The sequence below is a fragment of the Pseudomonas sp. P7759 genome, from assembly GCF_013386445.1.
In the GTDB taxonomy this organism is placed as follows: domain Bacteria; phylum Pseudomonadota; class Gammaproteobacteria; order Pseudomonadales; family Pseudomonadaceae; genus Aquipseudomonas; species Aquipseudomonas azotoformans_A.
Window position 1 is genome coordinate 17,031 of the sequence record NZ_JACART010000021.1, and the last position, 24,901, is coordinate 41,931.

Annotated in this window: 23 protein-coding genes; 11 read left to right on the plus strand and 12 right to left on the minus strand. The window is 60.9% G+C overall.

Annotation, left to right across the window (positions count from 1 at the left end; genetic code table 11):
* The first annotated feature begins 16 nt into the window (after positions 1–16).
* The 6 genes from HX823_RS17590 to HX823_RS17615 all read left to right on the plus strand — a co-directional run bounded on the left by HX823_RS17590 (position 17) and on the right by HX823_RS17615 (position 6,102).
* Positions 17–1,399 (plus strand): pitrilysin family protein, encoded by a 1,383-nt coding sequence (locus HX823_RS17590; RefSeq protein ID WP_177075745.1) that lies wholly within the window; start codon positions 17–19, stop codon positions 1,397–1,399.
* A gap of 72 nt (positions 1,400–1,471) precedes the next feature.
* Positions 1,472–2,503 carry a DUF5924 family protein gene (locus HX823_RS17595; protein WP_033901538.1) on the plus strand — a complete coding sequence of 344 codons (1,032 nt, stop codon included), beginning with the start codon at positions 1,472–1,474 and terminating at the stop codon, positions 2,501–2,503.
* A gap of 54 nt (positions 2,504–2,557) precedes the next feature.
* Positions 2,558–3,706, plus strand: coding sequence for an ABC transporter permease (locus HX823_RS17600; RefSeq protein ID WP_038851140.1), 1,149 nt, complete (start codon positions 2,558–2,560; stop codon positions 3,704–3,706).
* Positions 3,703–4,506 (plus strand): ABC transporter ATP-binding protein, encoded by an 804-nt coding sequence (locus HX823_RS17605; RefSeq protein ID WP_033901540.1) that lies wholly within the window; start codon positions 3,703–3,705, stop codon positions 4,504–4,506. Before HX823_RS17600 ends, HX823_RS17605 begins: the two co-directional genes overlap by 4 nt.
* Position 4,507: 1 nt before the next feature.
* Positions 4,508–5,446 (plus strand): MlaD family protein, encoded by a 939-nt coding sequence (locus tag HX823_RS17610; RefSeq protein ID WP_033901541.1) that lies wholly within the window; start codon positions 4,508–4,510, stop codon positions 5,444–5,446.
* A complete protein-coding gene (locus tag HX823_RS17615) occupies positions 5,443–6,102 on the plus strand; it encodes an ABC-type transport auxiliary lipoprotein family protein (protein WP_177075747.1) in 660 nt (219 codons plus the stop codon). Before HX823_RS17610 ends, HX823_RS17615 begins: the two co-directional genes overlap by 4 nt.
* Before the next feature lie 84 nt (positions 6,103–6,186).
* Here the strand turns inward: HX823_RS17615 and HX823_RS17620 are convergent, their stop codons facing one another.
* From HX823_RS17620 to HX823_RS17640, 5 genes are all read right to left on the minus strand, one after another.
* On the minus strand, positions 6,187–7,416 hold the full coding sequence (locus HX823_RS17620) for a nucleoside recognition domain-containing protein (protein WP_016978801.1): 1,230 nt from the start codon (positions 7,414–7,416) through the stop codon (positions 6,187–6,189).
* Between the two features lie 98 nt (positions 7,417–7,514).
* Positions 7,515–8,846, minus strand: a complete 1,332-nt coding sequence (gltP, locus tag HX823_RS17625; RefSeq protein ID WP_038851138.1) for a glutamate/aspartate:proton symporter GltP — start codon at positions 8,844–8,846, stop codon at positions 7,515–7,517.
* 720 nt (positions 8,847–9,566) lie between these two features.
* Complete coding sequence (locus tag HX823_RS17630; protein WP_016978799.1) at positions 9,567–10,034, minus strand: inhibitor of vertebrate lysozyme family protein; 468 nt, start codon at positions 10,032–10,034, stop codon at positions 9,567–9,569.
* 2 nt (positions 10,035–10,036) lie between these two features.
* Positions 10,037–10,201, minus strand: a complete 165-nt coding sequence (locus tag HX823_RS17635) for a DUF1328 domain-containing protein (protein ID WP_003170804.1) — start codon at positions 10,199–10,201, stop codon at positions 10,037–10,039.
* 77 nt (positions 10,202–10,278) lie between these two features.
* Complete coding sequence (locus HX823_RS17640) at positions 10,279–10,563, minus strand: hypothetical protein (protein ID WP_177075749.1); 285 nt, start codon at positions 10,561–10,563, stop codon at positions 10,279–10,281.
* Positions 10,564–10,941: 378 nt separating this feature from the next.
* On the opposite strand from HX823_RS17640, the gene algB reads away from it, so the two are divergent.
* Both algB and HX823_RS17650 read left to right on the plus strand, forming a co-directional pair.
* Positions 10,942–12,288 (plus strand): sigma-54-dependent response regulator transcription factor AlgB, encoded by a 1,347-nt coding sequence (algB, locus tag HX823_RS17645; RefSeq protein ID WP_038851137.1) that lies wholly within the window; start codon positions 10,942–10,944, stop codon positions 12,286–12,288.
* Positions 12,289–12,298: 10 nt separating this feature from the next.
* The gene (locus HX823_RS17650; RefSeq protein WP_177075751.1) at positions 12,299–14,086 is read left to right on the plus strand and encodes a KinB sensor domain-containing domain; all 1,788 of its coding nucleotides are present in this window, start codon (positions 12,299–12,301) and stop codon (positions 14,084–14,086) included.
* On the opposite strand, the gene HX823_RS17655 is transcribed toward HX823_RS17650, so the two are convergent.
* From HX823_RS17655 to HX823_RS17680, 6 genes are all read right to left on the minus strand, one after another.
* Complete coding sequence (locus HX823_RS17655) at positions 14,083–14,859, minus strand: N-acetylmuramoyl-L-alanine amidase (RefSeq protein ID WP_177075753.1); 777 nt, start codon at positions 14,857–14,859, stop codon at positions 14,083–14,085. The two genes, HX823_RS17650 and HX823_RS17655, sit on opposite strands and share 4 nt — an antisense overlap.
* An 88-nt stretch (positions 14,860–14,947) precedes the next feature.
* A complete protein-coding gene (locus tag HX823_RS17660) occupies positions 14,948–16,996 on the minus strand; it encodes a GGDEF domain-containing protein (RefSeq protein ID WP_177075755.1) in 2,049 nt (682 codons plus the stop codon).
* Entirely contained in the window at positions 16,993–17,871 is an 879-nt protein-coding gene (locus tag HX823_RS17665; RefSeq protein ID WP_177075757.1) for an endonuclease/exonuclease/phosphatase family protein, read from the minus strand. The genes HX823_RS17660 and HX823_RS17665 overlap by 4 nt, the downstream gene beginning before the upstream one ends.
* Positions 17,872–17,881: 10 nt before the next feature.
* Positions 17,882–18,517 carry a thiol:disulfide interchange protein DsbA gene (gene dsbA / locus HX823_RS17670; protein ID WP_033899253.1) on the minus strand — a complete coding sequence of 212 codons (636 nt, stop codon included), beginning with the start codon at positions 18,515–18,517 and terminating at the stop codon, positions 17,882–17,884.
* A 168-nt stretch (positions 18,518–18,685) separates the two neighbouring features.
* A complete protein-coding gene (locus HX823_RS17675; protein ID WP_016978792.1) occupies positions 18,686–19,297 on the minus strand; it encodes a cytochrome c4 in 612 nt (203 codons plus the stop codon).
* Between the two features lie 34 nt (positions 19,298–19,331).
* Positions 19,332–19,634, minus strand: coding sequence for a cytochrome c5 family protein (locus HX823_RS17680; RefSeq protein WP_038851130.1), 303 nt, complete (start codon positions 19,632–19,634; stop codon positions 19,332–19,334).
* 192 nt (positions 19,635–19,826) lie between these two features.
* Between HX823_RS17680 and yihA the strand changes: the two genes are divergently transcribed.
* Positions 19,827–20,468, plus strand: coding sequence for a ribosome biogenesis GTP-binding protein YihA/YsxC (yihA, locus tag HX823_RS17685; RefSeq protein ID WP_010207832.1), 642 nt, complete (start codon positions 19,827–19,829; stop codon positions 20,466–20,468).
* 269 nt (positions 20,469–20,737) lie between these two features.
* On the opposite strand, the gene polA is transcribed toward yihA, so the two are convergent.
* A complete protein-coding gene (gene polA, locus HX823_RS17690) occupies positions 20,738–23,515 on the minus strand; it encodes a DNA polymerase I (RefSeq protein ID WP_177075759.1) in 2,778 nt (925 codons plus the stop codon).
* Between the two features lie 74 nt (positions 23,516–23,589).
* Here polA and HX823_RS17695 point away from each other — a divergent pair, with 74 nt between their 5' ends.
* Positions 23,590–23,880 (plus strand): DUF2782 domain-containing protein, encoded by a 291-nt coding sequence (locus tag HX823_RS17695; protein WP_016978788.1) that lies wholly within the window; start codon positions 23,590–23,592, stop codon positions 23,878–23,880.
* 56 nt (positions 23,881–23,936) lie between these two features.
* Positions 23,937–24,890 carry a homoserine kinase gene (locus tag HX823_RS17700; protein WP_177075761.1) on the plus strand — a complete coding sequence of 318 codons (954 nt, stop codon included), beginning with the start codon at positions 23,937–23,939 and terminating at the stop codon, positions 24,888–24,890.
* The last annotated feature ends 11 nt before the right edge of the window (positions 24,891–24,901 follow it).

Below are 24,901 nucleotides of genomic sequence, written 5' to 3' on the forward strand. Positions count from 1 at the left end.
CGCCAGGAAGCTTGTTATGCGTCGCCTGTTGTTCGCCTGCCTGCTCATGGGTGCTGCCCATGCCTTCGCCTTTGACCGCCTGCAAGTCGAGGGTTACACCTTGCCCAATGGCCTGCAATTGCTGCTCAAGCCGGGCACCGAACGCGGGCATGTGGCGATCCGCCTGGTGGTGGGCGTGGGCCTGGACGACTTCAGTTGCGAGGACAAAGAGCTGCCGCACCTGCTGGAACACTTGCTGTTCAGCGGCATCGACGGCGGCGGTGAGGCTGAACTGGAGGACCGCATGCAATCCCTTGGCGGCGAGTGGAACGCCTACACCAGCAACGCCGACACCACCTTCGTGATCGAAGCGCCCGCACAAAACCAGCGCAAGGTGCTGGACCTGCTGCTGGCGATCCTCACCCGCACCGAATTGACCGACGCCAATATCAATGCGGCCAAGCGAGTGGTGGAGCGTGAAGACGGCGGCCATTACTCACACCTGCAACGCCTGCTGGACCGCCAGGACCTGGGCCACACCGCCAGCAATCAACTGGCCGTCGAGCTGGGTCTCAAGTGCGCCGAACGCGCCGAGGTCGACCATCTGACCCGCGACCAACTGGAGAGCCTGCGCAAAAACTGGTACGCCCCCAACAACATGACTTTGATCATCGTCGGTGACCTCGACAAACTGCTGCCGGCCTATCTGGAACGCACCTATGGCCAACTCGATCCGGTCGAGCCCACGGAACACCTGGCACTTCCGGAGATCCAGCACGCCGCCGCCGGCCATCGCGAACTGATCCACGGCTGGGTCGGTGACAGCGCCAAACTGCACTGGCTGTTCCCCGAGCCGGTGCTGGACGACGGCCATGACGAAACCTACGACCTGCTCAAGGACTACCTCGACTGGGCGCTGTACCGTCAACTGCGCCTCAAGCACGGTTTGTCCTACGGCCCGTGGAGCGAACGCGAAGTGCTTGGCGGCGTCGGCTTCCTCAGCCTGAATGCCGACTTGGAGCGGGAAAACCTGCCAGAAGCCGAACAGGTACTCCAGGCCCTCAAGGCGCAACTGCTCAAAGACGGACTCGACCCGGCGGTATTCGCTCGCCTGCAACAGGCCGCCGTCGCCCGCCAGGCCTGGGCCGTGCAGGGCAACAGCGCATTGGCCGACTATTATTGGAGCGCTTCCGGTGACTACAACAACGGGCATTTCAGCGACCCGGTCAAACGCATCAAGGCCGTGAGCCTGGACCAGACCAACCAGGCCCTGCGCCAAGTGTTCAAACAGCCAGGCTACTGGCGCATCGAGAAACCGCTGCTCAGTTACGACATGCTCAGTTGGATCGGCGCCGGTTTACTCGGTCTGATTGCCATTGTGTTGATCGGTGTGCGGCGTTATCGCAAACGGATCGCGTAATGACGCAACGGATGACGGGCTAAGACGTTATTCTGTTTGGGATTTTTTCCTACAAAGACTGCGAACCGCCGAATGCAAAACCTGACCCGCTTGATCACCCGCGTCCTCGAACTGATGAAGCGTTACCCAGGGGTGATTGCACTCGGCGGCTTCATCTCGGGTGTGTGCAGTTTCATCCTCGTGGACCGCCAACAGGGTATGGCCAGTTGGATTGCAGTGATCATGCTGGTGAGCTGGCTGTGGCTGATGCTGGAAAACAGCTTCACCCAGCTGTTCACCAAGGTTTTCAAGCGCGAGATCCCCGAACCGTTGCTGCGCTACGCGACCCAGATGATCCATCAGGAAAGCCTGTTCTTTGTGTTGCCGTTCTTTTTCATCACCACAGCCTGGAACAGCGGCCAATCGGTGTTCACTGGCCTGCTCGGCGCGGCGGCGCTGGTGTCGATCGTCGATCCGCTGTACTACAAATGGCTGGCGCCCAAACGCTCACTGTTCCTCGCACTGCACACCTTCACCTTGTTCGCTGCGCTGCTCACTGCGCTGCCGATCATCCTGCACCTGACCACGGCCGAAAGTTACAAACTCGCCTTGGGCGTGGCCATGGCGTTGTCGATTCCGAGCTTGGCCGTGAGTATGCCGCTGCGCAGTGTCAAAGGCTGGGCGATGTTACTCGGGGTCACGGCCGCCATTGGGTGCGCCGGGTGGTTCCTGCGCAGTTGGGTGCCGCCGGCCACTTTGTGGATGACCGAAGTCGCGATCAGCACACAGCTGCAAGACCGCACGCCGGGCGACGACCTCAAGGAAGTCACCGCCGCCCAACTGCGCAGCGGCGGGCTGTACGCCTACACCGCGATCAACGCGCCACGCGGGTTGGATGAACGCATCTACCATGTGTGGCAATTCAACGGCAAAGAAGTCGACCGTATCGCCCTGGACATTCATGGCGGACGCAAAGAGGGCTACCGCGCCTGGACCCACAAGCAGAACTTCCCTGGTGATGCCGTGGGCCGCTGGCAGGTACGCGTACTGACCGAAGACGGGCAGGTGATCGGCGTGCTGCGCTTCAAAGTGACCGACTCAGCACAAACGGACAACCCAAAGTAGGCAGGTTCGTGCTATTACGTAGGAATTGTGGATAGCCAAACAAGCTCGGAGCTTATGACCCCCCCTACGACGGCCGGTGCAGCCCACCTCGACACGTCCACCACCCCGCCACAGCTGAGGATTACGGGGGACTGGACGCTTGCCCACTACGCCAATCTGAAGAAGCTGTCGGACAAGCTCGACGGCCAATACGACGCTGGCGCGCGCATCGACCTCAACGGCCTCGGCGCCCTGGATACCGCCGGCGCCTCGCTGCTGGTGGAATTACTGGGGCCCGGCCGCATTGAGCAATCCGCCGAACAGACCGACTGCAGCCTGTCTGCCGCCGACCGCGCCCTGCTCAAGACCGTCTACCGCTCCCTGAATGATTTTTGCGTGCCGGAAAAAGCCCCGGAAGAAGCGGCGGGCATTCAGGTGCTGGCGCGCATCGGTCGGGCGGTGGATACCGTCTGGCAGGACACCAAGAAACTGCTGGGCTTTATCGGCCTGATTCTCGAAACCTTCGCCCGTGGCATTTTCCGCCCCAAGCGCTGGCGCGTGACGCCGATGGTTGCGCACCTTGAACAGGTCGGCCTGGATGCCGCGCCAATCGTGGCTTTGCTGACGTTCCTGGTCGGTGCAGTGGTGGCCTTTCTGGGGGCCACGGTGCTCAAGAGCTTTGGCGCAACGATCTTCACGGTGGACCTGGTGGCGTTCTCTTTCCTGCGGGAATTCGGCGTCTTGCTGACCGCCATCCTGATCGCCGGCCGCACCGCGAGCGCCTTTACCGCGCAGATCGGCTCGATGAAGGCCAACGAAGAAATCGACGCGATCCGCACCCTGGGCCTGGACCCGATGGAACTGCTGGTGCTGCCTCGCGTGCTGGCATTGCTGGTGGCGCTGCCGATGCTGACCTTCCTGGCGATGCTCTCGGGCATCGTCGGCGGCGGCGTGGTGTGCGCCGTGGCGCTGGATATTTCGCCGGCAATGTTCCTGTCGCTGCTGCAATCGGACATTGGCGTGCAGCATTTTCTGGTGGGCATGGTGAAGGCGCCGGTTTTTGCGTTCCTGATCGCCGCCATTGGCTGCCTGGAGGGTTTCAAGGTCAGCGGCAGTGCCGAGTCGGTCGGCGCCCACACCACCTCCAGCGTGGTGCAATCGATCTTTGTGGTGATCGTGCTGGATGCGGTCGCCGCGTTGTTCTTCATGGAGATGGGCTGGTGAGTCGTCAACACCGAGCGCCCGCCGAGGCGGTGATTGAAGTGCGCGGCCTGTGCAATCGCTTTGGCAGCCAGAGCGTGCACGAGAACCTCGACCTGGACTTGTACAAAGGCGAGATCCTCGCGGTGGTCGGCGGCTCCGGCAGCGGCAAGTCGGTGCTGCTGCGCAGCATCGTCGGCCTGCGCCGGCCCAGCGAAGGTGAGGTGCGGGTGTTCGGCAAAAACCTGCCGAGCCTGCCGGAACATGAGCGCTCCCTGGTGGAACGGCGCTTCGGCGTGCTGTTCCAGAAGGGCGCGCTGTTTTCTTCGCTGACCGTGACCGAAAACGTCGCGCTGCCGTTGATCGAACACGCCGGCCTCAGCCGCCGGGACGCCGAGCACCTGGCCGCCGTGAAACTGGCCCTGGCCGGGCTGCCGCTGTCGGCGGCCGACAAGTACCCGGCGTCACTGTCCGGCGGCATGATCAAGCGTGCTGCCCTGGCCCGCGCGTTGGCGTTGGACCCGGACATTCTGTTCCTCGACGAACCCACCGCCGGCCTCGACCCGATCGGCGCGGCGCAATTCGACCAACTGATCCTGACCCTGCGCGATGCGCTGGGCCTGAGCGTGTTCCTGGTCACCCACGACCTGGACACGCTGTACACCATCACCGACCGCGTGGCGGTGCTGGCGCAGAAGAAAGTGCTGGTGGCCGATGCCATTGATGTCGTCTCGGAAACGGACGACGCGTGGATCCACGAATATTTCCACGGCCCCCGTGGCCGCGCGGCATTGGATGCCGCTCAATCGCTTAACGAGGTATGACATGGAAACCCGAGCCCATCATGTGATGATCGGTCTGTTCAGCGTGATCGTGGTGGTCGGCGCGATGCTGTTCGGCCTGTGGCTGGCCAAGTCCAGCGTCGACAGCGCCTTCCAGGACTACGAAGTGATCTTCAACGAGGCGGTCAGCGGCCTGTCCCAGGGCAGTTCGGTGCAGTACAGCGGGATCAAGGTGGGCGATGTCATCAGCCTGAGCCTGGACCCCAAGGACCCGCGCCGCGTGCTGGCACGTATCCGCCTGGCCGGGCAGACGCCGATCAAGGAAGACACCCAGGCCAAGCTGGCCCTGACCGGCATCACCGGTACCTCGATCATCCAGCTCAGTGGCGGCACCCCGCAGAGTCCCGAGCTCAAGGGCAAGGATGGTAACCTGCCACAGATCATCGCCTCGCCATCACCTATCGCGCGCCTGCTGAACAACAGCAACGACCTGATGACCAGCATCAACCTGTTGCTGCACAACGCCAACCACATGTTCTCCCGCGAGAACGTCGAACGCCTGAGCAATACGTTGGACAACCTGCAACAAACCACCGGCGCCATCGCCGACCAACGCGGCGATATCAAGGTGGTGATGCAGCAACTGATGCAGGTGAGCAAACAGGCGAGCGCCGCGCTGGAACAGACCACCGTGCTGATGCGCAACGCCAACGGCTTGCTCAACGAACAAGGCAAGCAGGCCTTCGGCAGTGCCGAGCAGGCCATGAAATCCCTTGAACAAAGCACCGCCACCATCAATACCTTGTTGACCAACAACAAGGACTCGGTGAACAGCGGCATGCAAGGCCTCAACGAACTGGCGCCGGCCGTGCGCGAACTGCGCGAAACCCTCGGATCGCTGCGCGCCATCTCCCGCCGCCTGGAAGCCAACCCCAGCGGTTACCTGCTGGGCAGCGACAAGAACAAGGAGTTCACGCCATGAAGCGTGCTTACCAAATGATCGCCCCCGTGGCCTTGGCGCTGGTGAGCGCGTGCTCGATCCTGCCCAAGGCCGACCCGTCGGATGTGTATCGCCTGGCCGCGGCGCAAAGCACCCACCAGGCCGCGCCTGTCAGTTGGTCACTGCGCGTGAACAAGCCACAGACCAGCGAATTTCTCGACAGCCCGCGCATTGCCGTGGTGCCCAATGGCGACCTGATCAGCAGTTATGCCAATTCGCGTTGGAGCGACCCGTCGCCGGTGCTGCTGCGCAACCGTTTCATGGATGGTTTCCAGCGCGATGGCCGGGTGACGCTGCTGAGCACCGACGATACCAATCTGCAGTCCGACTATGAGCTGGGCGGCCAACTGCAGGCATTCCAGAGTGAATACCACGGCAGTGCGGTAGAGGTAGTGATTCGCCTGGATGCGCGGTTGGTGCGGGGGAGTGATCAGCGGATCGTTGCCAGCCGGCGGTTTGAGGTGAGGCAGCCAGTGGCAGATACCAAAGTGCCGGCCGTGGTGGCCGGGTTTGGGCAGGCGGGGGATCAGTTGAACAAGCAGGTGGTGGATTGGGTGGTGAGTCAGGGCAATACATCAATTGTGGCGAGGGAGCTTGCTCCCGCTGGGCTGCGCAGCAGCCCCAATACCAGCCAATAAGTTTTATCGGATACACCTGTGAAATCTTGTGGGGCCGCTTCGCGGCCCAGCGGGAGCAAGCTCCCTCGCCACAGGGGTTCAGCCTCAGCCAAAGAACCAGTAGCACACCGCAATCGCCGCCACGACACCGGCCAACTCCGCCAGCAACGCACACCCCACGGCATGCCGGGCGCGCTGAATCCCCACCGAACCAAAGTACACCGCCAACACATAGAAGGTGGTCTCGGTACTGCCCTGGATCGTCGCCGCCACCAGCGCCGGGAAGCTGTCCACACCCTGGGTCTGCATGGTCTCGATCAGCATCGCCCGTGCGGCGCTACCGGAGAACGGCTTGACCATCGCCGTCGGCAACGCATCGACAAAGCGTGTGTCCATGCCCGTCCAGGCGACCACATGGCGAATGCCTTCCAGGCCGAAATCCAGGGCGCCCGAAGCGCGCAACACGCCCACGGCACACAGCATCGCCACCAGGTACGGCAGCAGGTTCTTCGCCACGTCGAAGCCTTCCTTGGCACCTTCGACAAATGCCTCGTACACCTTGACCTTGCGCAACGCGCCGATCACCAGGAACAGCATGATCAAGCCGAACAGCGTGAGGTTGCCGAGGATCGACGACAAGCCAGCCAGCGCCGTCGCGGAAAGGGTCGCCAGCAAGGCCATGAAGCCGCCCAACACCAGTGCACCCGGAATCAGATAGGCCAGCACCACCGGGTCCCACAGCCGCAGGCGCTGCATGATCGCTACCGAGAGCAGGCCGACCAGGGTTGAGGCGCTGGTCGCCAGCAGGATCGGCAGGAACACCAGCGTCGGGTCCGCGGCGCCTTGCTGGGCGCGGTACATGAAGATGGTCACGGGCAATAGCGTCAGCGAGGACGCGTTAAGCACCAGGAACAGGATCTGCGCGTTACTCGCGGTGTTGGGAATCGGGTTGAGTTCCTGCAGCGCCTTCATCGCTTTCAAGCCGATGGGGGTCGCCGCGTTATCCAGGCCCAGGCCGTTGGCCGCGAAGTTGAGGGTGATCAAGCCGATGGCAGGGTGCCCGGCGGGCACTTCCGGCATTAAGCGGCGGAACAGCGGGCCGAGGGCCTTGGCCAGCCAATCGACGATCCCGGCCTTCTCGGCAATGCGCAAGAAACCCAGCCACAAGGTCAGGGTGCCGAACAGCAACACCATCACTTCCACGGACAGCTTGGCCATGGCGAAAATGCTTTCGACCATCGCCGCGAAAATTCCGGCGTTACCGCCGACCAGCCATTGCGCCAGTGCCGACACCATTGCCACGACAAAGAAGCCAAGCCACAGGCCATTGAGCATCAGTTGAACCCCTCGAAGAATGGAGCGAATGATAGCGGGGCTGGCAGAAACGACAAACCCCGGAATGATCCGGGGTTTGTCTTAGAGCTGAAGTGCTATCAGCTGCGGGTCGCTTGGGCGGCCGGCGCGGCGTCCTTGCTGCGCCAGTGCGGCAGCGAATTCCAGTAGCGCTCGCCCTTGGCGTCGTCGTACATGCCTTCCCAACGGGAGATGACCAGCACGGCCAGCGCGTTGCCGATCACGTTCAGGGCAGTACGCGCCATGTCCATGATGCGGTCGACACCGGCGATGAACGCCAGGCCTTCCAGCGGAATGCCCACGCTGCCCAGGGTGGCCAGCAACACCACGAAGGACACGCCCGGTACACCGGCGATGCCTTTGGAGGTGACCATCAGGGTCAGGACCAGCATCAGTTGCTGGCCAACCGACAGGTCGATGCCATACAGCTGGGCAATGAAGATGGCCGCGATGCTCTGGTACAGGGTCGAACCGTCGAGGTTGAACGAGTAACCGGTCGGCACCACGAAGCTGCAGATGGCTTTCGGCGCGCCGTAGGCTTCCATCTTCTCGATCACGCGCGGCAGCACGGTTTCGGAGCTGGCAGTGGAGTAGGCCAACACCAGCTCATCCTTGAAGATACGCATCAGCTTGATCACCGAGAAGCCAAACAGGCGGGCTATCAGGCCGAGGATCACAAAGGCGAAGAACAGGATGGCGACGTAAACCAGGATCACCAGCTTGGCCAGCGGCAGCAAGGAGGCGAAGCCGAAGTTGGCGACGGTCACGGCGATCAGTGCGAATACGCCGATCGGAGCGTACTTCATGATCATGTGGGTGACTTTGAACATGCTCTCGGACACGCCCTGGAACATAGTCACCAGCGGCTCGCGCAACTCAGGCTTGAGGCTCGACAAGCCCAGGCCGAACAGCACCGAGAAGAAGATGATCGGCAGCATTTCGCCACGGGCGACGGCGGCGAAGATGTTCGACGGGATCAGGTTGAGGATGGTCTCGATGAACGCATGCTCATGCTGCACTTCGGCGGCGGTGGCGGTGTACTTGGAGATGTCGACAGTACCCAGGGTACTCATGTCGATGCCAGCGCCTGGGTGGAACAGGTTGGCCAACAACAGGCCGACCACGATGGCGATGGTGGTGACGATTTCGAAGTAAAGGATGGTTTTGACGCCGATACGCCCGAGTTTCTTCGCGTCACCGACACCGGCAATGCCGACGATCAGCGAGGAGATCACAATCGGGATCACGATCATCTTGATCAGGCGGATAAAGATATCGCCCGCTGGCTGCAACACATTGCTGATCCACCAGGCCTTTTCAGCACTGAAATGGTTGAGCACTGCACCGATTGCGATCCCCAGCACCAAACCGATGAGGATCTGCCAGGCGAGGCTTAGCTTTGCCTTCTTCATGTCATTACCCTTACTTCAAGTGAACTTAAGGCAAATGCGCCAGCTGCAACGCTCGAGAGCGAAAAAGTGTGTGCATCTGCCTCCATGGAAGGTCACCGCAGCGTGGCCGAAATGGCTTACTGGCAGGCGAAAAAAGGCGCAACTATTCCCATGCAAGGGAGCGACGTCTAATGCCGTAAACGCCTACCCTATGCCGAATCGGCATGGCCTTTTTCTATAATAACTGTCCGAACGGTCAGTTCAAATGTGACATTTTGTCCGACAAATATGCCGTGAACCGGCCAAACCCGGCTCGCTCAGAGAATCAGGACGTCTGTGGTGAGCTGGCAGAAATACCTGGGAATTCCGTTGTTTAGTGTCAGAAATGTCCTATGGCCCCCACCAAAATTTATCGATAGATGGTCGACCGGACATACCAAGAAATGGTTCTGAACAAGCAGAAGGGAAATATTCGACTATGGAAGGCATAACAAAAGAGCAATAAGCCCGCCGCAAGTTCAGCAAGCCATGAGCTTGTGAACCTGCGTCGCAGCTTTTCGCCTGACCCGGCCCTTGCGCAGGCACTCCCTGTACCCGTAGGTCACGCCGATCCCGATTGATCAGAGCAACCCGGCCCCTTGGTCATGCACCGCCCTTGGCGAGCGATGCAAACAGAAAGAAGCGAGGGGGCTTCTTTCTATGGACGCAGGCTCCGCAGACGACAGAAGCGTTGGACGGAACCTAATACCAATTCGGATCTTTCTTCAGTTGCTCCATGAGCAACTTCTGCATGCCTTCATCCGGCTTACCGATAAAACGGTAATCCGCATGGCGCGTCGGTGACTTATCCGCCGGCAGGCCGGCCGGGACTTCCACCAACATGGCGTAGGCATCTTCCTTGTCGAGGCTGAAGGCAACGATCAGGCGTTTGTTCAGGCACGTGTCAGCGGTTTCGCAGAGGGGCCCGACCAAATACTTGTCGCCATCTTCTTCCACGGCGTTCATCTGTTCAGCGGTACCCGACAGGTTCATCACCCATTCCGGCAAGCGTTCTTCTTTCTTCACCACGCCTTGCCAGGTTTCGCGGTATTGCGGGTCCGCGCTGAGCAATTCGTTGGCCCGGGATTGGCCGTCGTTGGCGGCCATCGCCAAGCCGCTGCCGCCCAAGAGCAGGGCGGCAGCAATAGCTTTGAGGGACAAAGTGGTCATGTTCAGCCTCGGCCGCGACGACCAAAGAAGAAGGAAGCGATGAACATCACCAGGAAGACCACAAACAGAATTTTTGCGATACCCGTGGCGGTGCCCGCGATACCACCGAAGCCCAGGACTGCAGCCACAATGGCGATGATCAGAAATGTGATTGCCCAACTCAACATGGTGATTCTCCTTACGCTTTTATAGGGGTAACAGCGGTATTGCCGTGCAGCCGCTCAATACGAACGGCTGTTGGTGCCTAGAACACCCAACGCTCTTGGGATGGCAGTTCACTCAGGGCGGACTCCTGGTCAACCATCCGCAACTGCGGGGCTGTTGCATCGGCAGGAACACTGCCAACGGAACGGAAATGGGTTTGGGTCATGGACGGACGCTCAAACTGGGGGATCTGCTGCTGACTCTGCTGCCAATGTTGCAGCTGCTGGCCGCCAATCAGCGTGACCATCAGGGCCAGGCTGGCAAACAGGCCTTGTTGCAAGCGCAGTGGCGATACACGCAATTGGCTGAGGCTTTGGCGAGTCATGCTGCTGTTCTCCCGCATTTTGATTATTCGTTGGGAGAGATATTGCAGAGTGCATGCCAGCTTTTTTGCAAAATAAAACCTAACAAAATCAATAGGTTAAATAATATCGATTGGGTTAACCCCCAGCATCCTGCACGATGCGACCCTGAGCGCCGTGCGAAATGCACGATGGCCAGCGGTCGGATCAAGGGATAGAAAGCGGAACGAGTGTTGCCGAAGTGGCAAGACGGCATGAAAACGCCATCAGCCGCGGCGTTGTAGGAAACGATGCAGATAGCTGCACGACGCTGCCTTTTATCGATCAGAATAAACCATGCAACTTGCCCGATTATTCCGGGACTAAACACCATCATTCATAGTTTAAGGAGCGCGGGACAGATGGAATCAGCCAAGGAACTTCAAGGCCGCATTCTTTTAGTGGATGACGAATCCGCGATCCTCCGCACCTTCCGTTATTGCCTGGAAGATGAGGGCTACACCGTAGCCACCGCGAACAGCGCCGCTCAGGCCGATGCCTTGATGCAGCGCCAGGTGTTCGACCTGTGCTTCCTCGACCTGCGCCTGGGCGAGGACAACGGCCTGGATGTGCTGGCCCAGATGCGCATCCAGGCGCCTTGGATGCGTGTAGTGATCGTCACTGCTCATTCGGCAGTGGATACCGCCGTTGATGCGATCCAGGCCGGCGCTGCCGATTACCTGGTCAAGCCTTGCAGCCCTGATCAACTGCGCCTCGCCACCGCCAAGCAGTTGGAAGTGCGCCAACTCTCCGCGCGCCTCGAAGCCCTTGAAGGCGAAGTGCGCCAGCCCAAAGACGGCCTTGACTCCCACAGCCCGGCAATGATGGTGGTACTGGAAACCGCGCGCCAGGTGGCCGGCACCGATGCCAACATTCTCATCCTGGGTGAATCCGGCACCGGTAAAGGCGAACTCGCCCGCGCCATTCACGGCTGGAGCAAGCGTTCGAAGAAGTCCTGCGTCACCATCAACTGCCCATCGCTGACGGCAGAACTGATGGAAAGCGAGTTATTTGGTCATAGCCGCGGTGCGTTTACCGGCGCCAGCGAAAGTACCTTGGGCCGCGTTAACCAAGCGGACGGCGGCACGCTTTTTCTCGATGAGATCGGCGACTTTCCCCTCACGTTGCAACCCAAGTTGCTGCGCTTTATCCAGGACAAGGAATACGAGCGCGTCGGCGATCCGGTCACTCGACGTGCCGACGTACGCATCCTGGCCGCTACCAACCTGAACCTGGAAGACATGGTCCGCGACGGCCGCTTCCGCGAAGATTTGCTATACCGCCTCAATGTGATCACCTTGCACCTGCCGCCGCTGCGCGAGCGCAGTGAAGACATTCTGACCCTGGCCGACCGCTTCCTGGCGCGCTTCGTCAAGGAATACGCCCGACCGGCGCGCGGCTTCAGCGATGAGGCGCGCGAAGCACTGCTCAACTACCGCTGGCCGGGCAACATCCGTGAACTGCGCAACGTGGTGGAGCGCGCCAGCATCATCTGCCCGCAAGAGAAGGTGGAAATCACCCACCTGGGCATGGCCGAACAACCTAGTAACAACGCCCCACGCATCGGCGCGGCGCTGAGCCTGGATCAGTTGGAAAAAGCCCATATCGGCGCCGTGCTCGCCACCAGCGACACCTTGGACCAGGCAGCCCGCACCTTGGGCATCGACGCGTCGACCCTGTACCGCAAACGCAAACAGTACAACCTGTGAGCTGTACCTTATGAAGTTAGCGATGAAGCTGCGCACTCGGCTGTTCCTGAGTATCTCAGCGTTGATCACCGTCGCCCTGTTGGGTTTGATCCTGGGCCTCGTCAGCGTCATGCAAATGGCCAAGACCCAGGAATCGCTGATTCGCAGCAACTTCATTACGCTGGATCTTGGGCTCAAGCTGCGCCAGAGCCTGGGCGATCAACTGATCATGATGCTGGAGGAGCGCCCCGACCCCGAGGCGCTGCAAGCGTCCAAGCAACGCTACTTCGACCTGCTCGACCAGGGCATCGCCCATGAACAGCGCGACGATCGCGGGACGGGGTTCAGTGAGGCCCGAGGCCAGTATCAGGCTTTGTTGGATGCGTTTGACGAGTCCCAGCAACCGACACCTCCTCCAGGCGCCAAGGAAAAGCTCACCGAAACCTTCAATACGTTGCGCAACGGCCTGATCAACGAACACAAGCAGGCATTGGAGAACATCAGCAACAGCGAACACAAATCCCGCGAACGTGCGCTATTGATCGCCGGGTTGCTGGGGTTGGTGGGGCTCGCCGTGCTGATCATCGGGTTTGTCACGGCGCATGGTATCGCCCGACGGTTTGGCGGCCCCATCGAAGCGCTGGCCAAAGCCGCTGACAAGATCGGCCAGGGCGATTTCGAAGTGACCCTGCCGATCTCGTCCGCAGCAGAAATGAACCAGCTCACCCGCCGCTTCGGCATCATGGCCGAGGCGTTACGCCAGCATCAGGCAACCAATGTCGATGAGTTGCTGGCCGGCCAACAACGTCTGCAAGCTGTACTCGACAGCATCGACGATGGCCTGCTGATGATTGACCGCCAAGGCCGCCTGGAACACCTCAACCCCGTCGCCCAGCGCCAATTGGGCTGGGACGAGGAACGCCTCGGTCAAGGTCTTGGCGAAGCACTCGTACGCCCAGAGCTGGACGAGCAACTGCAACTGGTCCTGCGCGGCGGTAACCTGGAGCGGGCGCCGGACGATCTGGAAGTGGAGGTCGAGGGTGAATTGCGCCTGCTGACCTACAGCCTGACCCCGGTCAGCCATACCCAGGGGCATATCCTCGGCGCAGTGATGGTGCTGCACGACGTCACCGAACAACGCGCCTTCGAGCGGGTGCGCAGCGAATTCGTATTGCGCGCCTCCCATGAGCTGCGTACACCGGTGACCGGTATGCACATGGCCTTCGGGCTGTTTCGCGAGCGTGCGAAGTTCCCGGCCGAGTCCCGTGAAGCGGACCTGCTGGATACGGTCAATGAAGAAATGCAGCGCTTGATGCAGTTGATCAACGACCTGCTCAACTTCTCTCGCTACCAGAACGGCCTGCAGAAACTCACCTTGGGCCCGTGCGATGTGACTGACCTGCTGGAACATGCCCGTGCGCGTTTCGTCGAGCCGGCCAAAGCGCAGAACATCGAACTGCTGGTAGAAACGCAATCCGACCTGCCTCGGTTGTATGCGGACCAGGCACAGCTTGAACGGGTTCTGGACAACCTGCTGGGCAACGCCCTGCGCCACACGGCGGCTGGCGGGCAGATTCGCCTGCAGGCGCGTCGTCATGGCGAGCGAGTGATTGTCAGTGTGGAAGATAACGGCGAAGGCATCGCCTATGGGCAGCAGGGACGGATCTTCGAACCGTTCGTCCAAGTGGGCCGCAAGAAAGGCGGCGCCGGCCTGGGCCTGGCGCTGTGCAAGGAAATCGTGCAACTGCACGGCGGCCGCATGGGCGTGTATTCGCGGCCGGGGCAGGGCACTCAGTTCTACATGGCGTTGCCGCTTTAAGTTCGGTTCAACGCGCGCAGGATTGCGGCACTCTCCGCATCCGGTGTGCCGTCAAACAGCGACGGCCGGAAATGCATCTGGAACGCCGCAATGACATGGCGCGTGGCGACATCCAACTCGCCGGTCTGGGGCGTCTGGTAGCCCAGGCGGGCCAGTTCTTCCTGGAACCAGGTAATACTCGGCAGTTCCGCCGCGTATTGCATCTGGAACCGCGCAACAGCCTGGGCATCAGGCCACACGCCCAACCCTTCATCCGCCAGGTGTTTCCAAGGGAACAGTGGACCCGGGTCCAGCTTGCGCAGCGGTGCGATGTCACTGTGGCCAATGATGTTCTTGGGGTCGATGCCGTTGCGCTTGCTGATGTCCTTGAGCAACACCACCAGGGATTTGACCTGCGCTTCAGAGTACGGGTACCACAAGCGACCGGTCGGGGTGTCCTTGTAGCCAGGGTTCACGATTTCGATGCCGATGGAGCTGGAGTTGAGCCAGGTACGGCCCATCCACTCACTTTCGCCGGCATGCCAGGCGCGCTGGCTCTCATCCACCAGCTTGTAGATAGTGCCTGAGGCGTCGTCGCCGATCAGGTAATGGCTGCTGACCTGGCCGTGGGTAAGCAATGCCAGGGAGCGTTCAAGGTTGGTGGAGGTGTAGTGGACGATCACGAACTGCACGCGGTTGTCGTGGTTCACCGAAGGATGGCTGGTGTCCAGGCGCGGGCCGCTGGCGCAGCCTGCGAGCAGAAGAAACACAAAGGCGAAGTACAAGGATTTCATGGCGGAAGACATTACACTGAAGACGATAATGCAACAGTGTAACGTACCCTTTGTGACCCAACCGTCAAATTACAAAATGGAACATCTTTTAGGCCGCCTGCACCTGGTTCCGTCCCGCCGCCTTGGCCCGGTACAGCGCTTCGTCAGCACGCTTGAGCGCCAGGTCACTGCGCTCCCCCGGCTGGAACTGCGCCACGCCCATGGATACGGTGATGGTCACCGGCTCGCCCTTGAAATGAAACGGACACGCTTCAATCGCTGCGCGCAACACTTCGCCCGCCGCCAGCGCATCCGTCAGGGATGAGTTCGGCATCAACAACACAAACTCTTCGCCACCAAAGCGCGCGATAAAGTCGGTCGAGCGCAGACGCTTGCGCAGCACGTTGGCGATGATCTTCAGTACCTTGTCGCCAGCCAAGTGGCCGTAGCCATCGTTGATGCGCTTGAAATGATCCAGATCCAACATCGCCAGCGACAGGTTGTTGCCACGTTGGTGCCAGGTGTTGACCTCCTGATCCAGGCGTTCACTCCAGGCTGCGCGGTTGGGCAGCCCCGTGAGCGGATCGATCAAGGCCTTCTGGCGCTGCACCTCCAGGTGCTCCCGGTAGCCCTGGGCTTCCTGCTCCATATTGGCGACACGCTCGGCCAAGCCTTTCAGTCGCGCCGCGGTTTCCTGCTCGCGCAGGTCACGCTGCTGCTGGTGCTCGTCCATAGTGCCTAGCAGGCCTTCAAGGTGGCTTTCCAGCACGTGCTTGAGGCTGTCCAGGTCGGCGGCTTCCTGCACGCTGCTTTGCAGGCCATCGACCTGTTCGCGGATCTGCGTGTCCAGCTCGCGGGCGGCGGAACGGCTATCGGCGTGACCTTCGCTGGCGACCTGCAAGTGCCCCTGGAAGGCTTCAAGGCGCTCATTGAGCTGCTTGAGATAAGCCTCGAACTCATGCTGGCCGCTGTCGGTGATCGCCAGCATCAACACCGCCAGGTCATCCAGGATCGGCAGCAGTTCGTACCAGTTCAGGCCATGGGCCAGGCGCTCGCGCATGGCTTCGGCCTGAGGCCGGTGGCGCTCGGGCAGCGAGAGTTCATCCAGCAGGCCGAGCAAAGTGTCCTCGATGTGTTTGGCCACCGAGCTGTAGGACGGCTCCGGGGAGTCTGGCAAGGCATAGGTGCCATCCGCTTGCAGTTCGTCGGGATCAGGCTCTTCGACTTCCAGTACCGGAGGGAGCGACAGACTGCCGATGACGGTCTCATCCGGCGCTTCGACCTGAACCTCAGGCGTTTCGATGAAGGCGGCGAGGGCGCTTTCCGGTGCAGGCTCTTCAACCTGAGGCTCGGGCTCGACCCGCGCTACAGGCGTTTCAAGGGGTGCGGCTTGAGGCGGGGCTTCGTAGACGAAGGTTTCGCTGGAGGGCTCGGCCAACCTGGCGGGCGCTACCGGCTCAATGACAGGGGCGAGCGTTTCTTGAGGCTGCGGCGCAAAGGCGCGCAACGCTTGCGTCAGCTCCTCGGATTGCTCGGGCGGCGGTGGCTCGGCAGCGACCGGCTTAGCCGGCGCAGGCTGCGGAGCCGGGCGGGGCGGCGCCTCGTTCTCCACCGCCTCGTTCGCGACGTCCTTGGCACCAAACAGGCGCTGCAAAAGCCCTGGCCCCGGACGCGGGGTTTCGCCGTCCGGCTCCAGGTTGCTCAGCGCCTGGCCTTGCAGGCCGCTCAACTCGCTGAGCAGCAGGGGAATCTCGCGCGCTTGGCTGACTCGGCCGTCCAACTGCTTGGCGAACGTCTTCAGCGGACGGGCCACCTCACGCGGTAGCGGCAGCTTTTGCAGTTGCGTGACCAGGGACGTCAGCGCCGTGCTGATCTGGTCCACCCGGGTTTCACGGCGCTGCTCCGAATCCAGCACCGCCTTTTCCAGGCGCGGCAGCAACGCGGCAAGGGCGGCGTCCATATCATCGGTGCGGACAACGTCACGCATTTCCTTCATGCATTGGTCGACGGCGCGGTCAGTGCCTTCAGCGGCCAGGGTGCTGCGCACCAGCCCACGGCGCAGCAGGTCGAGACGGGCGGCCCAGCGGCGTTCGAGCTTTTCTTGTTGCTCGATGCTTTTAAGGTATTTTTCTTTCCAGCGCTGGGCGTCGTCGCTCATGCAAGGGGTCCGCGAGGGCCGGAACTCAACGCGGGCAATGCATCAGCCGTGAACGAACCCGGCAGACGAATCTCTACCGCGACCGGCAGGTGATCGGAGATGGGCTGCGCCAGCACCTGCACACTTTCGAGTGTGAGGGTAGGACTGAGCAGGATATGGTCAAGACAGCGTTGCGGACGCCAGCTGGGGAACGTGGCTTCGGCTTGCGGCGCCAGTAGCCCGAGGTCGCGCAACGGAGAATTTTGCAGCAGGTCGCTGGCGTGGGTGTTCATGTCCCCCATCAGCACCTGATGTTTGTAATTGCCAATCAGCTCTCGGATGTAGGCCAGTTGCATGGTGCGGGTGCGGGCACCCAGCGCCAGGTGCATCATCACTACCACCAAGGCTTCCGGGCCTTCGCCAAACCGCACAAGGATCGCGCCCCGGCCCTTGGGGCCTGGCAGCGGGTGGTCTTCGATGGCGGAGGGCTTCAAGCGGCTGAGCACGCCATTGCTGTGCTGCGCCAGGCGCCCGAGGTTGCGATTGAGTTGCTGGTACCAGTAAGGGAAGGCACCCAGCTGGGCCAGGTGTTCGACCTGGTTGATGTAACCGGAGCGCATGCTGCCGCCGTCAGCTTCCTGCAGGGCAACCAGGTCGAAGTCGTTCAACAGGTTGCCGATCTTCTGCAGGTTGCCGGCACGCCCGTTGTGGGGCAGCAGGTGCTGCCAGCCACGGGTGAGGTAATGCCGGTACTTCTCGGTACTGATGCCCACCTGGATATTGAAGCTCAGCAGGCGCAGGCGGCTGTCTGCCGGCAGGCCCGTGGATTCCAGGTGATGTTCGTTGACCTGCGGGTCATGCAGGCCAACCCCACGTTCGGTACCCCAGCGGCGCATGACGGGCCCCTTACTTGGCTGCGCGCTCTTTGGCGATCAGCTGGTCGGCAACATTGAGGGTCTGCTCAGGACCACCGGAGGTGCCCAGGTCGAAACGGTATTTGCCGTTGACGATCATGGTCGGAACGCCTTGCACGCCGTACTTCTGCGCCAGTTCTTTAGCCTGTTTGATCTGGCCCTGGATGGCGAAGGAGTTGAAGGTGGCCAGGAACTTGTCCTTGTCGACACCTTGGGTGGCCACGAAGTCAGCCATTTCGTCTGGCTTGGTCAGGCGCTTGCCTTGCTTCTGGATTGCGTCAAATACCGCGTTGTGGACCTTGTGCTCCACACCCATGGCTTCCAGGGTCAGGAACAGCTGGCCGTGGGCATCCCATGGGCCGCCGAACATGGCTGGGATGCGTTTGAAGTTGACGTCCTTGGGCAATTTCTCAACCCATGGGTTGATGGTCGGCTCAAAGGCGTAGCAATGCGGGCAGCCGTACCAGAACAGCTCCACCACTTCGATCTTGCCTGGCTCCGAAACCGGAACCGGGTTGGCCAATTCAACGTAGGTTTTACCGGCTTCAAGCGGCACGTCGGCAGCTTGTGCGGTCATGCCGAAGAGGCTGGCAGTGACGAGAGCGGCGCTGAGGATCAGATTACGCATGCTTTACTCCTGGACAAATAAAGTCGCCTCACGCGACCTTTGTTGTGACAGGTCTACGCGGGCATGAGTTCGTTAGTGTAACGGCACCGGCCACAAAAAAGGGCGGCCTGGGCCACCCTTTTTATGCTTGCATCGCGGGATTAATCGAGTGTTAACGTTGCGTGCACCTCAGTGCAGGCCCTGGATGTAGCTGGACACCGCCGCAATGTCTTCATCACTCAGCTTACGGGCGATGGTACGCATGATTGCCGCGTCGCCATCGTTGGCTCGCCCGGCCTCTTCCTTGCGGAAATCGGTCAGCTGCTTGGCGATATAGGTCGCGTGCTGGCCGCTCAGGTGTGGGAAGCCGGCGGCGGCGATGCCCGCGCCATTGGGCGAGTGGCAACCGGTGCAGGCAGGCAGGCCTTTTTCCAGGTCACCGCCGCGGAACAGTTTCTCGCCACGGGCCACCAGTTTCGGATCGGCAGCTCCCACACTGCCCTTCTGGCTGGCAAAATATGCCGCGATGTCTGCCAGGTCCTGATCGCTGAGGTTGGTCAACAAGCCGGTCATTTCCAGGACCGTGCGCTTGCCGGACTTGATATCCTGCATCTGCTTGGTCAGGTAACGCTCGCCCTGGCCGGCCAGTTTGGGGAAGTTCGGCGCCGGGCTGTTACCATCCGGTCCATGGCAAGCACCACACACGGCGGCTTTCGCCTGGCCCGCTGTAGCGTCGCCTGCAGCATGGGCAACACCGGTGATGCCCAAGGTCAACAGCAGACTCACGATCAGTTTGTTCATCAGCTAATCCAACTACGGCTAAGGGGTTTAAGAGTTATCTACCGGGTTTACTCACCATCAACTGAATGACGGCCTGGTAATCCTCAGTACTGCAGTCCATGCACAAACCACGCGGCGGCATTGCCTTGAAACCCTGGGTCACGTGTTGCACCAGCGTGTCCATGCCCTGCGCCAGTCTTGGCGCCCAGGCTGCCCGGTCACCCCGTCTGGGGGCGTTGGGCAACTGGCCGGCATGGCAAGCCACGCAAACTCGGTTGTACACCGCTTCCGGATCCTGTGTAGCCTGAGCGCCGTAAAGCGGGACCAGGACACCGATAGCGAGCAACCACTTGGTCATACGTCGACCATTTCAGGGTTTGAGAGCGTTTTGCGTTCTAATGCGCAATAAAGGTCTATCGCTCCCGTGAACCTCATCCTTCGCTGGGACAAAGCACACACAAAATCTGCGGCATTATATACTGGCGCTACTGAAACGGAAACGACACCGCTTGCCGCACCCTTTTTCGGCACCGCCCACATCGGAAATCTCATGCAACTCAAGAATCCCATCCTCGGTCTGTGCCAACAGTCCACGTTCATGCTCAGCGCCGCCAAAGTTGACCAATGCCCCGATGACGAGGGTTTTGAAGTCGCTTTTGCCGGTCGTTCCAACGCTGGCAAGTCCAGCGCGTTGAACACCCTGACCCACGCCAGCCTGGCACGCACCTCGAAAACCCCGGGCCGCACGCAACTCCTCAATTTCTTCAAGCTAGACGATGATCGGCGTCTGGTCGACCTGCCGGGCTACGGATACGCAAAAGTCCCTATCCCGTTGAAGCTGCACTGGCAGCGTCACCTGGAGGCTTACCTGGGTGGCCGCGAGAGTTTGAAGGGTTTGATTCTGATGATGGACATCCGCCATCCGATGACCGACTTCGACCTGTTGATGCTCGACTGGGCCGTCGCCAGCGGCATGCCGATGCATATCCTGCTGACCAAGGCCGACAAGCTGACCTACGGCGCAGCCAAGAACACCCTGCTCAAAGTGCAGTCCGAAATCCGTAAAGGTTGGGGTGACGCGATCACCATCCAGCTGTTCTCGGCACCAAAACGCATGGGCCTGGAAGAGGCCTACACCGTGCTGGCAGGCTGGATGGAATTGGCCGACAAGGGCGCGGAACTGGCCGAGTAACTTTTCTGTAGGCAAAAAAAACCCCGGACTTCTTATGGGGAGGGGAAGTTCGGGGTTCAAGTTCCGGACCGCTAGGGCGGGGTCCAGATATCTGCCAACACTTAACACAACATAGGAGCATTGAAGGGCTTCACCACCCATTCAGTAACTCTGAGTAGCAGTTCACGGGTTAAGTTCCGGCAGGTTCGAAAAACTATTTGAAATAACCGACGGCGATTTCCGCACTAAAGCACTCTGCCACCACGCAAGGTGATGGCAGAGTCCCGGACTCAGTGCGCTTCGTCCCAGTTGTTGCCCACGCCCACTTCCACCAGCAGCGGTACATCCAGCTGTGCGGCAGCGCTCATGTGCTCGCGAATCTTCTCGCTGACTTGCGCCACCAGGTCCTCACGCACCTCCAGCACCAGTTCATCGTGCACCTGCAGGATCACCTTGGCATCCAGGCCTGACTCAGTCAGCCAGTTATCCACTCGCACCATGGCCTTCTTGATGATATCCGCCGCCGTGCCCTGCATCGGCGCGTTGATCGCGGTACGTTCTGCCGCTGCGCGCTCCTGGGGCTTGTTGGAGTTGATGTCCGGCAAGTACAGGCGACGGCCGAAGAAGGTCTCGACATAACCTTGATCAGCCGCCTGGGCACGGGTGCGCTCCATGTATTCGCGCACGCCGGGATAACGGGCGAAATACACATCGATATACGCCTTGGCCGTCTTGGTATCGACGCCAATGTCCTTGCCCAGCTTCTGTGCGCCCATGCCGTAGATCAGGCCGAAGTTGATTGCCTTGGCGCTGCGACGCTGATCCGAAGTGACCTCGCCCAGTTCAACCTTGAACACTTCTGCCGCCGTGGCGGTATGCACGTCCAGGTTGTCGCGGAAGGCGTTCATCAGGCCTTCGTCCTTGGACAGGTGCGCCATGATCCGCAGTTCGATCTGCGAGTAGTCCGCCGCCAACATTTTGTAGCCCTTGGGCGCGACGAACGCCTGGCGAATGCGCCGCCCTTCGGCGGTACGCACCGGGATGTTCTGCAGGTTCGGATCACTGGACGACAAGCGCCCGGTGGCCGCCACCGCCTGGTGATAGGACGTGTGGATGCGCCCGGTGCGCGGGTTGATCTGCTCCGGCAGGCGGTCGGTGTAGGTGCTTTTCAGCTTGCTCATGCTGCGGTACTGCATCAGCACCTTGGGCAGTGGGTAGTCATCTTCAGCCAGCTTGGCCAGCACTTCTTCGGCTGTGGAGGCCTGGCCCTTGCCGGTTTTCTTCAGTACCGGCAGGCCGAGTTTCTCGTAAAGGATCGCGCCGAGCTGCTTGGGCGAGCCCAGGTTGAACTCCTCACCGGCGATCTCGAACGCCTGGCGCTCCAGCTCGACCATCTTGTTACCCAGCTCGATGCTCTGGATGCCCAGCAGATCCTTGTCGACCAGCGCGCCCTGGCGTTCGATACGCGCCAAGACCGGCACCAACGGGATTTCGATCTCCGTGAGCACACTCGCCAGGCTCGGGATGGCCGCCAGTTGCGCAAACAGCGCCTGGTGCAGGCGCAAGGTGATATCGGCGTCTTCCGCCGCATACGGGCCAGCCTGCTCCAGCGCGATCTGGTCGAATGTCAGCTGCTTGGCGCCTTTGCCGGCGATGTCCTGGAAGGCGACGGTGTCGTAGTCCAGGTACTTCTTGGCCAGGCTGTCCATGTCGTGGCGGGTGGCCGTGGAATTGAGCACATAGGATTCAAGCATGGTGTCGAAGGCGATGCCGCGCACGGTAATGCCATTCGCCGGATCGCCACCAATGGCACAGTTAGCGAGGATGTTCATGTCGAACTTGGCATGCTGGCCGACTTTGAGCTTGCTCGGGTCTTCCAGCAGCGGCTTGAGGGCCAGCAGCACGGTGTCGCGATCCAACTGCTCCGGCGCGCCGATGTAGGAGTGGGTCAGCGGGATGTAGGCCGCTTCATGGGGCTGGACGGCGAAGGAAACACCGACCAATTGCGCCTGTTGGGCGTCGATACCGGTGGTTTCGGTGTCGAAGGCGATCAACTTCGCATCATTGAGCTTCTTCAACCAGATGTCGAAGGTCGCCTGGTCGAGAATCGTGGTGTAGCTCGCCTCTGCTGGCGCCACTGCCTCGACCACTTCCTCAACAGCAGGCGCCGCCTTGAGCTCCACACGCTTGGCGTCACGCTGGATCTCGTCAATCCAGCTCTTGAATTCCAACAGCGAGTACAGCTCCAGCAGCTTCTCGCGATCCGGCTCGATCAGGTGCAGGTCATCCAGGCCGACATCCAGCGGTACGTCGCACTTGATCGTCGCCAACTGGTAGGAAAGAAACGCACTCTCGCGATGCTCTTCCAGCTTGGCCGGCAGGGTTTTGGCGCCACGGATAGGCAGGGTCGGCACGATATCCAACTGTTCATAGAGCTCTTTGATGCCGCCGTTCACGCCGACGAGCAGGCCGGATGCCGTCTTGGGACCAATGCCCGGAACGCCTGGAATGTTGTCGGACGAATCGCCCATCAACGCCAGGTAGTCGATGATCTGCTCCGGTGCGACGCCGAATTTCTCCTTTACGCCCTCAATGTCCATCGCGCTACCGGTCATGGTGTTGACCAAGGTAATGTGCCCGTCGACCAGCTGCGCCATGTCCTTGTCACCGGTCGAGATCACCACCGGGCGGTTGGCAGCCGCGCTGCTACGGGCCAGGGTGCCGATGACGTCATCGGCCTCGACGCCTTCGACGCAGAGCAATGGGAAACCCAGGGCGATCACGCTCTGGTGCAGGGGCTCGATCTGCAGGCGCATGTCATCGGGCATGCTCGGGCGGTTGGCCTTGTATTCGGCGTACATGTCATCGCGAAAGGTCCCACCCTTGGCGTCGAACACCACCGCGAACGGGCTGCCCGGATACTGCTTGCGCAGGCTTTTGAGCATGTTCAACACGCCCTTGACCGCACCGGTGGGCAGGCCTTTGGAGGTGGTCAGCGGTGGCAACGCGTGGAAGGCGCGGTACAGATAAGAAGAACCGTCCACCAGGACGAGGGGTGCTTGGCTCATGAGCAGAATCAACCTTTTCGGCGGGTCAGGCGCTAGAATAGCCGGACCAATGACGACAAAGGGACAAGGTTATCATGCGTACATTCAATCGCCTGCTGTTGACCGGCTTGATTGCACTCGCTCCGATGGCTGCCATGGCGGCAGACAGCGCCCCTGGGGGCGATCCGGAAGTGACCATTCGCACGGAAGGCGACAAGACCATCCAGGAGTACCGCCAAAACGGCTTCCTGTATGCGATCAAGGTAACGCCGAAGGGCGCGCCTCCGTACTTCCTGGTGCGCGCAGACGGAACCGATGCGAACTTCATCCGCTCTGACCAGCCGGATATGCTGATCCCGTCATGGAAGATTTTCGAATGGAAATGATTTCTTAACTTAAATCGGCGCCGCGCACTGCGGCGCCCGTACTGGCAGTTTTAACCATGTCTGTGTTCACCCCCCTGGCTCGGCCCGAGCTGGAAACCTTTCTCGCCCCTTACGGCCTCGGCCGCCTGATCGACTTCCAGGGGATTGCCGCCGGTAGTGAAAACACCAATTTCTTTATCAGCCTGGAGCAGGGCGAGTTCGTCCTGACCCTGGTCGAACGTGGCCCGGTCGCGGAAATGCCGTTCTTCATCGAACTGCTCGACGTGCTCCACGACGCCGACCTGCCCGTGCCCTACGCCCTGCGCACCACCGACGGCGTGGCCCTGCGCGAGCTGAAAGGCAAACCCGCACTGCTGCAACCGCGCCTGGCCGGCAAGCACATCAAGGATGCCAACGCGCAGCACTGCGCCCAGGTCGGTGACCTGCTGGGCCATCTGCACCTGGCAACCCAAGGTGAAAAGGTGTTGGAGCGCAAGACCGATCGCGGCCTGGACTGGATGCTCAGCGAAGGCGGGCAGTTGATTTCGCACTTGAACGACGCACAACAACGCCTGCTGCAGGATGCACTGACCGAGATCGCAGCCCACAAGGCTGAGATCCTCGCGCTGCCACGCGCCAACGTGCACGCCGACCTGTTCCGCGACAACGCGATGTTCGAAGGGACGCACCTTACAGGGCTGATCGACTTCTACAACGCCTGCTCCGGTCCGATGCTGTACGACGTGGCAATCGCCCTGAATGACTGGTGTTCGGACGCGGATGGCGTGATCGATGGGCAACGCGCACGGGCATTGCTGGGGGCTTATGCGAGCCTGCGACCGTTTTCCGCCAAGGAAGCCGAGTTGTGGCCGACGATGCTGCGCGTGGCCTGTGTGCGGTTCTGGTTGTCACGCCTGATCGCGGCTGAATCGTTCGCCGGGCAGGACGTGTTGATCCATGACCCGGCGGAGTTCGAGCATCGGTTGGTGCAGCGTCAGCAGGTTACCGTGCACCTGCCCTTCGCACTCTAACCTTTGCAGGA

Coding starts and splice junctions, on each gene's coding strand:
- HX823_RS17700 (WP_177075761.1), top strand. CDS start 23,937: ATGTCTGTGTTCACCCCCCTGGCTCGGCCCGAGCTGGAAACCTTTCTC.
- HX823_RS17630 (WP_016978799.1), bottom strand. CDS start 10,034: ATGACCACTTTGTCCCTCAAAGCTATTGCTGCCGCCCTGCTCTTGGGC.
- HX823_RS17590 (WP_177075745.1), top strand. CDS start 17: ATGCGTCGCCTGTTGTTCGCCTGCCTGCTCATGGGTGCTGCCCATGCC.
- HX823_RS17595 (WP_033901538.1), top strand. CDS start 1,472: ATGCAAAACCTGACCCGCTTGATCACCCGCGTCCTCGAACTGATGAAG.
- HX823_RS17660 (WP_177075755.1), bottom strand. CDS start 16,996: ATGAGCGACGACGCCCAGCGCTGGAAAGAAAAATACCTTAAAAGCATC.
- HX823_RS17620 (WP_016978801.1), bottom strand. CDS start 7,416: ATGCTCAATGGCCTGTGGCTTGGCTTCTTTGTCGTGGCAATGGTGTCG.
- yihA (WP_010207832.1), top strand. CDS start 19,827: ATGCAACTCAAGAATCCCATCCTCGGTCTGTGCCAACAGTCCACGTTC.
- HX823_RS17650 (WP_177075751.1), top strand. CDS start 12,299: ATGAAGTTAGCGATGAAGCTGCGCACTCGGCTGTTCCTGAGTATCTCA.
- polA (WP_177075759.1), bottom strand. CDS start 23,515: ATGAGCCAAGCACCCCTCGTCCTGGTGGACGGTTCTTCTTATCTGTAC.
- HX823_RS17610 (WP_033901541.1), top strand. CDS start 4,508: ATGGAAACCCGAGCCCATCATGTGATGATCGGTCTGTTCAGCGTGATC.
- algB (WP_038851137.1), top strand. CDS start 10,942: ATGGAATCAGCCAAGGAACTTCAAGGCCGCATTCTTTTAGTGGATGAC.
- HX823_RS17615 (WP_177075747.1), top strand. CDS start 5,443: ATGAAGCGTGCTTACCAAATGATCGCCCCCGTGGCCTTGGCGCTGGTG.
- HX823_RS17680 (WP_038851130.1), bottom strand. CDS start 19,634: ATGACCAAGTGGTTGCTCGCTATCGGTGTCCTGGTCCCGCTTTACGGC.
- HX823_RS17635 (WP_003170804.1), bottom strand. CDS start 10,201: ATGTTGAGTTGGGCAATCACATTTCTGATCATCGCCATTGTGGCTGCA.
- HX823_RS17600 (WP_038851140.1), top strand. CDS start 2,558: ATGACCCCCCCTACGACGGCCGGTGCAGCCCACCTCGACACGTCCACC.
- HX823_RS17675 (WP_016978792.1), bottom strand. CDS start 19,297: ATGAACAAACTGATCGTGAGTCTGCTGTTGACCTTGGGCATCACCGGT.
- HX823_RS17695 (WP_016978788.1), top strand. CDS start 23,590: ATGCGTACATTCAATCGCCTGCTGTTGACCGGCTTGATTGCACTCGCT.
- gltP (WP_038851138.1), bottom strand. CDS start 8,846: ATGAAGAAGGCAAAGCTAAGCCTCGCCTGGCAGATCCTCATCGGTTTG.
- HX823_RS17655 (WP_177075753.1), bottom strand. CDS start 14,859: ATGAAATCCTTGTACTTCGCCTTTGTGTTTCTTCTGCTCGCAGGCTGC.
- dsbA (WP_033899253.1), bottom strand. CDS start 18,517: ATGCGTAATCTGATCCTCAGCGCCGCTCTCGTCACTGCCAGCCTCTTC.
- HX823_RS17640 (WP_177075749.1), bottom strand. CDS start 10,563: ATGACTCGCCAAAGCCTCAGCCAATTGCGTGTATCGCCACTGCGCTTG.
- HX823_RS17665 (WP_177075757.1), bottom strand. CDS start 17,871: ATGCGCCGCTGGGGTACCGAACGTGGGGTTGGCCTGCATGACCCGCAG.